The following is a 12,161-nucleotide window of genomic DNA, read 5'->3' on the forward strand; positions in this document are numbered from 1 at the left end:
GTTCCGTCGATGCGTGTGGTCCAGGACACCATGACTGTGGACAACGTGGCGGCGGTCCCGTTCGACGGGGAGTTGTCCACAGGCCGCCCGAACCGCCATCAGGCCGTGGCAGGGTCGTCCCCAGGCGGCCGGACGGGCCGGTCGCCGGTCTCAGGAGGGAGGGGCGGGGATGGCCTGGAGCGTGCGGATCCTGGGCGGGGCCGCTCCCGAGACATGGCGGGTGGAGCACTTCCCCGCCGACGCGGACGAGCAGGACCGGGCGGTGCGGGAACGTTTTCCCGCCCGGTCGCTGCACCGGTGCGCTGCCGGGCCGCGCAGCGTGACGTACGCGGAACGGGTCGGGAGTGCACCGGCCCGGGGGCCGGAGCTCGCGGTGGTCACCGAGCACGGACCCGACGCCGGCCGCCTCGTCCCTCTGGGGGAGGGCGGGTTGAGCACGGGACGCGGTGGGGCGCGGCTGCTGCTGGACGACCCCTCTGCCCCGTCGCGGCCGATGCGTCTGCGGCTCGCGCCCACCGGGCTGCACGTCCACGACGGTCCTCGGGACACCGGACGCCTGTGGGACGGCCGCAGCCCGCTCCCTGTGGGCCGGACCGCCCTGGGCCTGGTCCGCGGGCCCGGGGCCGCCCTGCCGCGGCCGGTCACGCCGGAGCCGCCCGCCGTCGACCTCGGATCCCCACCGGCCCGGCAGTCCGTCGTGATCCCGCTGGTGGCGGCCCTGGGCCCGCTGGTGCTCGGGGTCGCCCTGGTCCTGATGATGGGCAACCCGGTGTTCCTGCTGTTCGGTGTGCTGTCCGTGACGGTGGCGCTGGTCATGCTGGCGATGCAGCGCCGTACCCGGCTGCGGCATGCGCGGCTGCTCGCCGCCCGCGCGGACGCGGTCGTGCGCCGGCGGGCTCAGGCGGCACTGAGCCCCGGTGCGGTGGCCCGCGCCGTCCGCTCCGGCGCGACGGACCGCTTCGGGCTGACGTCGGGGGCCGACGAGGCCGTGGCGGTCTCGTGGGGTTCCGGCGTCGGGGCGCTGTCCCTGTCGCGGGACAACCCGGACGAGGCATGGGTGGAGGCCGTCACGTCGCGGCGCACCGTGATGACGACGTCACCGCCGGAGTCGCGCGTCGTCGTGCTCGGGCCGCCGCGCGATGTGGCCGGGGCCTGCCGGTGGGCGGTGTTCCAGCTCCTGCGGCACGCGGTGGCCGCCGACGGCGCGTTCGTGGTGGAGGCCGGTGGAGTCCGCCGCACCTGGTGGTCGGGCGGGTCCGGCCCGCGGCTGCTGGTGTCGGCTCTTGAGGACGCGGCACTGGATCCGGCGTGGCGAGCGTGGCGGGCCGCCATCGGCGGCGACGCGGGGACGACGCCCACGGCCCGGGCGGATCTGCCCTGGACGCGGTACAACTTCACCGGGCCGTCGCCTGCGCCGGGGGACGCCGTCGTCGACCTGCGCGGGCGCACCGTCGTGGTCCCGGCCGAACAACAGCGCTTCGAGGACGTGACCGCCGACGGCCTCGCCGACGGCACCCTGGTCGCCTGGCTGACCGAGCTGGCCGACGACGTCGTGGACCTCGGCCTGCTGCCCACCGACGACGGCGACGGCACGCTCACACCACCGGGGCAGGTGGGCGCCCGCGATGCCGTCGACGGGCTCACCGTGACCCTCGCCCGTAGCGGCGACGAGACGGGCGTCGTCGAGATGGACCTGGCCGCCGACGGGCCGCACCTGCTCATCGCGGGCACCACGGGATCCGGGAAGTCGGATCTCCTGCTGTCCCTCCTGCTGGGGGCTGCGGCGCACCACCCGCCGGCCGAGGTCGCGTTCCTGCTGCTGGACTTCAAGGGCGGCGCGTCGTTCGGTCCGCTGGGCGCGCTCCCCCACACGATGAGCCTGGAGACCAACCACGTGGGAACGGCCTCGTTGCGGGCGCTGAGCGCCATCCGGGCGGAGCTGCATCGCCGCGAGGCCCTCTTCGCAGAGGCCGGGGTCAGCGACTATCCCGGTTTCCGTCGCCGCCATCCGGACGCGGCGCTGCCTCGGCTCGTCGTGGCGATCGACGAACTGCGCGTGCTCGTGGACAACCACCCGGACGCGGCCGCCGTCCTGCAGCGTCTGGCCGCCACGGGCCGTTCCCTCGGCTTCCACCTCATCCTGGCCACGCAGCGGGCCACGGGCGCGGTGGGCTCGGACCTGCGCTCGAACCTGGGCAGCACGATCGCCCTGCGCACCGCGACGGAGCAGGAGTCGTGGGACCTGGTGGGCACGGCCGCCGCGGCCCGGCTCGACCCGCGTCGCCCCGGCTCCGCGATCCTCTCGACGGCGGGGCGCCCGACGGTCGCGTTCCGCGCGTCCCAGTGGACGGTCGACGGCGGCACGCCCGTGTGGCGACGGCTGGGCGAGGCCGCGGCCGCCCCGGCCGTCGCCCCCTGGGAGGCCGTCGTCTCGGTCCTGGTGGAGAAGTACGCGGCGGGTGACTGGCCGACACCCCCGCCCGTGGTCACCCCCGCCCTGCCGGAGCGCTGGGTGCCGGACCGCGCTCGCCGGGCGGAGGCCACGGCCCTGGCCCTGCTCGACGACGCGGCCCACGGCCGGCACCGTCCCTGGCGGTGGCCGACCGGCGCGGAGGGACGCACCGCATGGATCGTCGAGGCCGCGGGCGGTCGCGCGGAGACGCTGGCCGCCGTCGTCGAAGTGGCGCTGCGCAGCGGCCGGCCGGTGGCCGTGCTGGACGGCACCGGGGAGGCCGCGGCGGCCGCGCGGTCCGGGACGCCGGTGCTGACCCCGGACGTCGAGGGGGCCGGGGAGGCCGCCCTGGCCCGCCTGCGCGAGCTCGCGGCCGCCGGCGGCACGGCGGTGATCACGGGCTGGAACGCGTGGTCCGGCCTGCGCGTCGGGGACACCTACCGCACGGTCGAGGAGGACGTGCACGACTGGCTCGGCCGTCCGACCGCCGCCGGCCTGCGGTTGGCGGTGTTCGGCGGCCGAGAGCTGGCGACGGGCCGGCTGCTGCTGCACCTGCCCCACCGCTTCTTCGTGCCGGCCGGGACGAACGCCGAGCACCGGCTCATCTGGCCCCGGCTGACCGAGGTCGAGCCCCTGCCGGGGCGGGCCGTGCACATCAGTCCCGCCGTCCCCGAACCCGGCATGCCCTGCCAGCTCGCGTCTCCCGCCCCGGCGTGACCGCACTGACGGCGATTCCCGTGTGACCGCAGCGGAACGGTGGACTCAGCTCCGACGTCCACCCGGCGAGACGTTCTCCCGTCCTCCGTCGAACGTGGATGCCGTGGTCGAGGTCGCCAGGAGCAGTCGGACAGGGCGCCCCTTCGTCGCCGTACGTCCGAAGCGGCCGCGGCATCGTCCGGCGAAGACGTCCCGAAGGTCGCAGGACGGATGAGGCCAGGAGGCCGCTGGCCGCTCCTGCCTCGAGCAGCCCCGTGACCGATCGCACGAGTGCCTCGGCACTCATGCAGAAGATTCCTCGCCGCTCGCTCGCGCAGTCTCCGACCGCGCGACGTGAAGACTGAGACGGTGCTGTCCTGGGGCCGCCGAGACGAGAACCCAGGGCACCAGTCGGGGAAGCACTGCGCTTGCCCTCCACGCAATGAGCGCCAACTCACCCGTGGCGACAGACGCGAGCCACCTCACGTCTTCGCCCCCGCTCACACACCCCCACGATGGGGCAGCCGCTCACCGCGGTCTACGCTCTGACCCATGGCGCAGATCATCCTCTTCCACCACGCCCTCGGTCTCACGGACGGCGTGCGCGCGCTCGCCGACCAGATCGCCGCCGGCGGTCACACGGTCCACACCCCTGACCTCTACGACGGCCGCACCTTCGCCACCGTGGACGAGGGTGTCGCCCACGCCCAACAGATCGGCTTCGAGGAGATCGGCCGGCGCGGCATGCGGGCGTGTGCCCAGCACCAGGAGGCCTCCGTCGTCGCGGGCATCAGCATGGGTGTGATGCCCGCCTGGCGTGCCGCCCAGGTGGTCCCCGGCTTCCGCGCGTGCATCGCCATGGCCGGCGCCGAGGCCCTCGACGCCTACGCCCCGCTCTGGCAGCCCCACACCGCCCTGCAGATCCACCTCGGCACCCGCGACCCCTGGGCCCTCGAGGGCGACCTCGAGACCGCCCGCTCCTACGCGGCCACCGCCGAGCACCCGGACCGCCCCGCCGACCTCTTCGAGTACGACACGGACCGGCACCTGTTCATGGACTCCTCCACCGCGGACTTCGACGCGGACCTCACCGCCGTGCTGATCCGACGCATCCACGAGCTCCTGGCCTGAGCCGCGGAGCGGGCCCGACTCAGGCGGAGCGCCGCCCGCGCGCCACCGTCGCCAGGGCGGCCAGCAGCACGAGCACGAAGCCCGCGGCCGCCGCGAACACGTAGCCCGCGGACGGGGCGATGCCGTCGATGAACACGCCGGCCAACGGGGCGCCCATGGCGGCGCCCGCGGTCATGGCCGAGCCGTAGAAGCCCATCGCCTCGCCACGCCGCTCCTCCACCACGAGGTGCGAGAGCCGCGACGAGGCCGAGGCCAAGGTCGGCGCCGTGAGCAGACCCGAGGGGATCGAGGCCAGCGCGAGCGCCCACACCCCGTCCACGACCGCGAGCGGCACCGTCGCCACGGCGAACAGCGCCATCAGCAGGTACGGGTGCACCTGGCGGCCCCACGCCCCGTAGAACAGCCCGCCCACGGCGGAGGCGCCGCACCAGAACGCATACACCAGACCCACCGACGCCGCGGCGCCCTGGGACTCCAGCTCGGCCACCATCGAGACCTCGGTGCCGACCATGACGATCCCGGCCGCCATCGACACCACGAGCACGCCGAGCACCTCCGACCCGACCCAGGAGAAGTGGCTCCGCCGCCACTGCCGCAGCCGCTCGGCCCGGGCCCGACGCGGCGCCGTCGTCGGCCCGGAGCCGTCCGTGGCGATCACCGGCAGCGCCCCGGTGACGATCGGGATGGCCTCGGTGATCGCCGGCAGCGCGCCGGTGGCCAGGCTGGGGGCGGCCATCTCCACGTGCATGGGCGCGGCGGTCACCGCCTGGGCGATCGCCTCCTGACGGTCCTGCTCCTCGGTGTACGGGTCCTCGGTCGCCGGCCCGACGACGGCCAGCTGACTCGAGCGCGTGGGCGGGTTGAACCACATCAGCAGGATGCCGCCCAGCGCGCTGGACAGGCCCACGATGGTCAGGCCGAGGGCACTCGACCACGTGGCCGCGACGACGGCGCCCAGCGCCGGGCCCATCATGAAGATCGTCTCCGTGACGATGGAGTCCAGGGCGAAGGCCGTCTGCCGGTCCTTGCCGTGGGTGAGCACGCCGAGTCCCTGCCGGACGACCGAGAAGATCGGCAGCGAGAACACGCCGCCCAGGAACACGGCCAGGAGCATCGGCCAGAACGGCAGCCACGGGACGATCGGCCAGATCACCGCCTCCGCGATCACGGAGGGCAGCAGTGCACGGCGCAGCCCCTTCGCGTCCACCACGCGGCCCCGCCACGGCGAGCCCACTGCGATGCCCAGCGTCATCGCCGCCCCGGCCAGGCCGGCCTGGCCGTAGCCCAGGCCCAGCGTGAGGGCCACGTGGAGGGTGAGGATCACCCCGGCCGCGGTGTGCGGGAAGCGGGCGATGAACCCCACCGCCAGCAGATGGCGGATCCGAGGGTCCTGCAACAGCCGTCCGTACGCTCCGAAGTCCACCGTCGAATCCTATGGGAGGCGTCAAGGCACGCCCCGGAGGCGCCGCCGAGACGGCCGCGCGCTCGGCGGACTCAGCCGTTGCTGCGCCGGTCCTTGGCCCTGATCAGGTCGAGGGCGATGGCCGTGCCGAGCACGGCGCAGCGCACCACGGGCGGCATGCCGGGGTCCAGGCGCATCTCATACCGCGAGCGCCCGGCCAGGGCGTTCATGACGCCTCCGAACCGCGCGGTCACGCGGGCGATCGGCTGCTGGCCCACGGTCATGGCGTAGTCATGGTCCCACAGGTCGCCGGTCACCGCGAAGCACGTGCCGTCCACGACCTCGACGTTCACGGACGTCCGCAGGAACGCGAACTGGCGGACGAGGTGGGCCAGGGGCAGCCCGTCGGCGTCCAGGATCGCGAAGCGGTCGCGGCCGAACGTGGCCGGGTCGGCGAGGCGGAAGAGCACGCGGCCGTCGTCACCGTCGACCACGTCGAAGCTGCGGTTCCCCATCAGCATTCGGCCCAGGCCCCCGCCCGTAGTGACCACCGAGACGACGGTGCGCCCGTCCGGGTCCGTCACCTGGATGTCGTTGGACAGGAAGCTCGTCACCTGCTGCAGGATGAGGACGTCCGTGTGGGCGAGGCGACCGGCGTCGAAGGCGGGGCTCATGGGACCAGTCTGCCGTGTCGGGCCCTGCGGAATATTCAGGACGGGGCGGCTCGTTGTGCGGTATAGTTCATTTTTGAAGAACACGGCGACGGCGCGGCCGGCACCGTGAGACCCGCCCCCGGGCACACTGAGGAGCACACCATGCAGTTCGGCGTCTTCACGATCGGCGACATCACCGCCGATCCGACGAACGGGACCGCCCCCACCGAGCATCAGCGGATCAAGGACACCGTCAAGATCGCCCGCCACGCCGAGCAGGCGGGCTTCGAGGTGTTCGCGACCGGCCAGCACCACAACCCGCCCTTCGTGGCCCCGGGCAACCCGCCCACGCTGCTGGCCTACCTGGCCGCGCAGACCGAGACCCTCCAGCTCTCCACGGCGACGACCCTGATCACCACCATGGACCCGGTGCGTCTGGCCGAGGACTACGCGTACCTGCAGCACCTCGCCGACGGTCGCGTGGACCTGACGATGGGCCGCGGCAACACCGGCCCCGTGTACCCGTGGTTCGGCAAGGACATCCGCCAGGGCATCCAACTCGCCGTGGAGAACTACAACCTCCTCTACCGCCTGTGGCATGAGGAGACCGTGGACTGGAGCGGCAACCACCGCACCCCGCTGCAGGACTTCACCCTCACCCCGCAGCCCCTGGACGGCGTCGCCCCCTTCGTGTGGCACGGCTCCATCCGCTCCCCCGAGATCGCCGAGCAGGCCGCCTACTACGGCGACGGCTACTTCCACAACAACATCTTCTGGAACAAGGAGCACGTCATCCAGATGGTGCGCCTGTACCGCCAGCGCTACGAGTACTACGGCCACGGCAAGGCCCATCAGGCGTACGTGGCCCTGGGCGGCCAGGCCTACATGGCGAAGAACTCGCAGGACGCCGTGGCGGAGTTCCGCCCCTACTTCGACAACGCGCCGGTCTACGGCCACGGCCCGTCCCTCGAGGACTTCTCGAGGATGACGCCCCTGACGGTCGGCTCGCCGCAGCAGGTCATCGAGCGCACGCTCACGTTCCGCGACTGGGTGGGCGACTACCAGCGTCAGATGTTCCTCATCGACCACGCCGGCCTGCCCACGGACACCGTCCTGCGGCAGATCGACCTCTTCGGCGAGGAGGTCCTGCCCGTGCTGCGCAAGGAGTTCGACGCTCTGAAGCCGGACGACGTCCCGGCGGCCCCGACCCACGAGTTCCTCGTGGCACGCGCCCGCCGCGGCGAGGCTCCCGTGCCCGGCGGCAAGGAGGGATCGCAGGCCCAGCTCGACCGCGCGGCGGCCGCCGAGCAGCGCGCCACCGCCGATGCCGCGAAGGGCGGTGCCGCGCAGTGACCACCCCCGGCGCCCCCGATGCCTCCGCCCCGTTCACGCCGCAGGCCCGGCACCTCGCCGTGGTCTCCGGCGGATCCGGGGACCCGTCCCAGACCCGCATGCTCGCCGAACGCATGGCCGAGTCCGCCTCGGCCGCGCTCTCCGAGCACGGCGTGGTCCCGCAGATCCACCTGATCACGCTGCGGGAGCTCGCCACGGACATCGCGCAGGCCCTGGTGACCTTCGCGATCTCCCCGGCCCTGCGCGCCGCCCTGGACGAGGTCGCCCAGGCCGACGCCGTCATCGCGGTCTCGCCCACGTACAAGGCCTCCTACTCGGGCCTGTTCAAGTCCTTCTGGGACCTCGCGGAGCCCACGTCCGTCGTCGGGGTGCCCGTGCTCCTCGGCGCCACCGGCGGCACCGCCCGCCACTCGCTCATGATCGACACCGCCATGCGGCCGCTGTTCGCCTACCTCAAGGCCCGCATCGTGCCGACCGCGGTCTTCGCGGCCTCGGACGACTGGGGCGAGGCGGCCGGCGTGCAGGCCTCGATGCGGACCGACCCGCTGCAGTCCCGCATCCGGGCCGCCGGACGCGACCTGGCCGAGATCACCCTGAACCGCCCCCCGCGGGCACGCGCCGCCGCGCCCGCGGACCTCGACCTGGAGGTGACCCCCTTTGAGCAGCTCCTCAACCCCGGCCCCTGAGCCCGCCACGCAGGACGCGGCGCCGGCGGAGCCCGACGGCGGCTGGTTCGGCTCCGCCTCGGAGGCGCACCGCCCGGTGGACCCGCCCAAGCGCGCCTGGCGCGCGTACTTCGAGGCCACCCAGATGCTCACGGAGGTCCTGGAGCGCCGCCTGAAACAGGACTGCGGCATGTCGCTGGCCGACTACAACCTGCTGCTGCTCCTCTACGAGTCCCCCGAGGGCCGGCTCCGGCTGGGAGAGCTGGCGTCCCGGATGGTCTTCTCGCCGTCCCGCATCACCTACCAGGTGAAGACGCTCGTGGCCCGCGGCCTGATCGACCGCCGCCCGGTGGCCTGTGACCGGCGGGGCTTCGAGGCCGTCCTCACCGACGAGGGCCGGTCCGCCTTCCGACGCGCTGCGATCGAGCACGCCCGGCAGGTGGACGAGCTCTTCCTCGGCGACCTGGCGCCGGGCGAGGCGGAGTCCCTCACCCGGATCTTCTCCCGCCTGGGGCGGCGACTCGAGGGGCTGTGCTGACCGCGTCCCCACCTGGCCGGGGCCGCCCCGGGACGTCACGAGGCCCGGTGATCCGTGCGGGATCACCGGGCCTCGTCGTGCCGTTGGGGGCGGAATCGATCAGCCGACCAGCTGACCGCCCAGGGTCACGGTGGCGTCCGTGGCGGCGCCGGCCGCGTCGACCACGGTCACCACCACGGAGCCGCCCGCGGGCACCTCGGCCGGCACGGGCAGCCAGGCGCGGTACTCGCCGGTGAGGTCCAGGCCGTCCTGGCCCAGGACGGTGCCGTCCGCGTCATAGGCCGTGACGGTGACGGAGGCGAAGCCGCCCTGTTCGGTCTGCGCGACCACCTGGGTGCCGTAGGCGACACCCTCGGCGGGCGCGGCCACGACGTCGGTCACGCCCGGCGCGGCGGCCTCGGCGGCCGGGGTCTCAGCAGCGGGGGCCGCCTCGGCGGCCTCCTCCTCCGCGGCGGCCTCGGCGCGGGCCTTGAGCTCGGCCGCGATGGCCTCCTCCTCGGCCGGCGTGAACTCCGTCAGCTCGGACTCGTCCACGGCGGGCTCGCCGCCGGTGGGCAGGTCCTCGTCGGCCACGGGGCCCGCGACGTCGGCGATCGCCGGGGCGGTCTCGGCGGCCGGAGCGGTCTCCGCGGCCGCGGCGGTCTCCGCGGCCGCGGCGGTCTCGGCGGCGGGCGCCGCGGAGGCGTCCAGCGCGTCGAGGGACTCGACCGGGACCATGATCGAGGACATCGCCTGGGCGTCGCAGCCCACCACGTTGCCCTCGGCGTCGAAGGTCACCGGGGCGATGCCCGAGATGACCCCGACCACCCGCTGCTGGGCGTCATAGACGGCCCCGCCCGAGTCGCCGGCGTAGGTCGAGGCGGTGTCGAGGGCAACCTGATCCGCGTACGCGTCGTCGCAGACCGTGGCGGCCTCGAAGGTCTGCGTGTGGGACACGGTGTTCGGCGCGCCCAGCGGCACGGACGAGCCGTGGGTGTAGACGGTCTCGCCCACACCGATGGACGAGGCCGGCCGCGTGGACCAGTCGCCCACGACGTCGACGTCGTCGGCCAGGGCCACGCGGACCGCGTCCACGCCCGAATCGCCGGGCAGTGCCGAGACGGTGCCGATCGCGGTGCCGTCGACGTCGCGGACGGTCGAGCCGATCTGCCATTGGCCCGCACCACAGTGGGCCGCGGTGTAGGCGGTGGCGTCGTCGACGATGGTCAGACTGCACGCCCCGGCCGGCGCGGTGATCGCCGAGCCCTGGGTGAGCGTGGTCTGCGCGAGGGCGGGGCCGGCGCTGGCCACCACCACCGCGCCCAGCGCCGCGGTGGCGACGCCGGTCAAGGTTCTGGTTCTCATGGGTACTCCTCGGAGGATGGGAGGCATGGGGCCGGCGCGCGGCGCACGGCCTCCAGGACGGGGTGGGGCCACCACGGGCCCTCCCCTCCCCCTTAACGGTACCGGACAGGCCGGGCGACCGATCAGGGTCGGCGGACCGTGATCTCCACGGAGTCGGCCCGCTCGGCCAGCAGCGGCAGGTCTGCCAGGAGGGTCTTGAGCGTGGCCGTCATCAGGCGCACCCCGGCCGCGTCGGCGTCCCGGGTGGGCATCGCGACGATCTGCAGCTCGGGCCCGGCCCCGCCTCCGTTCATCACCGCGCCGGAACCCGTGTGTGTGGCCACCCCCGACCCGGGTGCGAGGCCCAGGTTGAGCAGGTTCGGGACCAGGTCGGCGACCTCGGCGATCTCGTCCGCGATCTCCTGGTCCCGATAGGCGGGGGTCCACTCCCTCTGCTGGGCGAGCGACCACACGGCCGGGCGTCGCACCACGTACGTGTGCTCGGCGCCGGCGTCGATGACGACGAGCTCACAGCCCTCGTCCACGGCGGACAGGCAGGCACGCGGCAGCCACACGGCCACGGGTCGGGCGACCGGGTTCCACGCCGTCAGCGCGGGCACGTTCGTGAACACCGGCAGCGCCTGCCGGCCGTCCGGCGCGCGCATGGTCACGAGGGCCACGTCCGCGGCCTTGTCCCCGTGCGCCGCGACGTCGTGCTCGTGACCGGTGTGGTCGGCGTGGTCGTGGACGTCGTCCTCGTCCACGGCAAGGGTGGGCACGACGGCGGCGAACACGCGGATGCGCGCGAGCACCTCCGTCACCTCCCGCTCACCGGCGGAGCCGTCCGTCAGGGCCGCCATGACGGCGGTCCACTCGGCCGGGCTGGTGCCGTCGTCCTCGTCGAACACGTGCAACGGGTTCGCGGAGCCGTCCACGCCGGGGCCGGAGAGGTCACGGCCCTGCCACGGGACGCCCGCGGTGTCCGCGGTGTTCTCGCCCGCGGTCTTCTCCCGCATGCGGTCGAGTGCGGCCCGGATGTGCCCCGGCAGCTCCCGGGCCGCCGGATGCGGCACCGCGACCGTCTCGTCGATCGGACCGAGCCCGTCGTCGCGGCCCAGGCCGCCGTCGTCGTGCGAGCCCGTCACGGGGCGACCGGGCCGGGCTGCTCGGAGCGCGCCTGCTCCACCGTGGCGCCGCCGGCGACGGCCAGCGCCTGCTCCAGGCTGAAGCGGCCGGCGTACAGCGCCTTGCCCATGATCGCGCCCTCGACGCCCTGGCCGGTCATGGCCGCGAGCGCGGCGACGTCCTCGAGGGAGGAGATGCCGCCCGAGGCGACGACCGGCTTCGCGGTCTTCGCGCAGACCTGGGCGAGCAGCTCCGTGTTCGGCCCCTTGAGCGTGCCGTCCTTCGTGACGTCGGTGACCACGTAGCGGGCGCAGCCGGCATCCTCGAGGCGGGCGAGCACCTCCCAGAGGTCGCCGCCCTCCTTGGTCCAGCCGCGGGCGGCGAGCGTGGTGCCGCGCACGTCGAGGCCCACGGCCACCCGGTCGCCGAAGCGCTCGATGACGCGCGCGGTCCAGTCCGGGTCCTCGAGGGCGGCGGTGCCCAGGTTCACGCGCGCCGCACCCATCTCGAGGGCGTTCTCGAGCGAGGCGTCGTCGCGGATGCCGCCGGACAGCTCGATCTTCACGCCGATCTCCTCCACCACACGGCGCATGACCTCGCGGTTGTCACCGCGACCGAAGGCCGCGTCCAGGTCCACGAGGTGGATCCACTCCGCGCCGGCGCGCTGCCAGTCCAGGGCGGCGGTGACCGGGTCGCCGTACGAGGTGGCGCTGCCGGCCTCGCCCTGGACGAGGCGGACGGCCTGGCCGTCCTGGACGTCGACGGCGGGCAGCAGCTCGAGGGCGGGGGCGTTCGGGGTCATGGGGTTCCTCTCGGGTGGGGC

10 protein-coding genes are annotated in these 12,161 nt (G+C 74.2%); 5 read left to right on the plus strand and 5 right to left on the minus strand.

Features of this window, described 5'->3' with window-relative positions:
• Positions 1-220 precede the first annotated feature (220 nt).
• Both SOY78_RS08865 and SOY78_RS08870 read left to right on the plus strand, forming a co-directional pair.
• Positions 221-3,169, plus strand: a complete 2,949-nt coding sequence (locus tag SOY78_RS08865; RefSeq protein ID WP_324701445.1) for an FtsK/SpoIIIE domain-containing protein — start codon at positions 221-223, stop codon at positions 3,167-3,169.
• Between the two features lie 531 nt (positions 3,170-3,700).
• Entirely contained in the window at positions 3,701-4,279 is a 579-nt protein-coding gene (locus tag SOY78_RS08870; RefSeq protein ID WP_135039692.1) for a dienelactone hydrolase family protein, read from the plus strand.
• A 19-nt stretch (positions 4,280-4,298) separates the two neighbouring features.
• Here SOY78_RS08870 and SOY78_RS08875 read toward each other — a convergent pair whose 3' ends face one another.
• Positions 4,299-5,702, minus strand: a complete 1,404-nt coding sequence (locus SOY78_RS08875; protein WP_135039693.1) for an MFS transporter — start codon at positions 5,700-5,702, stop codon at positions 4,299-4,301.
• Between the two features lie 71 nt (positions 5,703-5,773).
• The gene (locus tag SOY78_RS08880; RefSeq protein ID WP_036313994.1) at positions 5,774-6,355 is read right to left on the minus strand and encodes an LURP-one-related/scramblase family protein; all 582 of its coding nucleotides are present in this window, start codon (positions 6,353-6,355) and stop codon (positions 5,774-5,776) included.
• Between the two features lie 141 nt (positions 6,356-6,496).
• Here SOY78_RS08880 and SOY78_RS08885 point away from each other — a divergent pair, with 141 nt between their 5' ends.
• From SOY78_RS08885 to SOY78_RS08895, 3 genes are read left to right on the plus strand one after another with little or no spacing between them, the layout of a single operon-like run.
• Positions 6,497-7,687 carry an LLM class flavin-dependent oxidoreductase gene (locus SOY78_RS08885; RefSeq protein ID WP_036313995.1) on the plus strand — a complete coding sequence of 397 codons (1,191 nt, stop codon included), beginning with the start codon at positions 6,497-6,499 and terminating at the stop codon, positions 7,685-7,687.
• Complete coding sequence (locus SOY78_RS08890; RefSeq protein ID WP_061867916.1) at positions 7,684-8,373, plus strand: FMN reductase; 690 nt, start codon at positions 7,684-7,686, stop codon at positions 8,371-8,373. Before SOY78_RS08885 ends, SOY78_RS08890 begins: the two co-directional genes overlap by 4 nt.
• Entirely contained in the window at positions 8,345-8,890 is a 546-nt protein-coding gene (locus SOY78_RS08895; protein WP_227717910.1) for a MarR family winged helix-turn-helix transcriptional regulator, read from the plus strand. The genes SOY78_RS08890 and SOY78_RS08895 overlap by 29 nt, the downstream gene beginning before the upstream one ends.
• Positions 8,891-8,989: 99 nt before the next feature.
• Here SOY78_RS08895 and SOY78_RS08900 read toward each other — a convergent pair whose 3' ends face one another.
• The 3 genes from SOY78_RS08900 to priA form a co-directional block, all read right to left on the minus strand.
• The gene (locus SOY78_RS08900) at positions 8,990-10,234 is read right to left on the minus strand and encodes a trypsin-like serine protease (RefSeq protein WP_324701446.1); all 1,245 of its coding nucleotides are present in this window, start codon (positions 10,232-10,234) and stop codon (positions 8,990-8,992) included.
• Between the two features lie 122 nt (positions 10,235-10,356).
• Positions 10,357-11,358 (minus strand): SseB family protein, encoded by a 1,002-nt coding sequence (locus SOY78_RS08905; RefSeq protein WP_036383338.1) that lies wholly within the window; start codon positions 11,356-11,358, stop codon positions 10,357-10,359.
• Positions 11,355-12,140, minus strand: a complete 786-nt coding sequence (gene priA, locus SOY78_RS08910) for a bifunctional 1-(5-phosphoribosyl)-5-((5-phosphoribosylamino)methylideneamino)imidazole-4-carboxamide isomerase/phosphoribosylanthranilate isomerase PriA (protein WP_020628149.1) — start codon at positions 12,138-12,140, stop codon at positions 11,355-11,357. The genes SOY78_RS08905 and priA overlap by 4 nt, the downstream gene beginning before the upstream one ends.
• Between the last annotated feature and the right edge of the window lie 21 nt (positions 12,141-12,161).

It is taken from the genome of Micrococcus sp. HOU01, assembly GCF_035609305.1.
Taxonomy (GTDB): Bacteria; Actinomycetota; Actinomycetes; order Actinomycetales; family Micrococcaceae; genus Micrococcus; species Micrococcus luteus.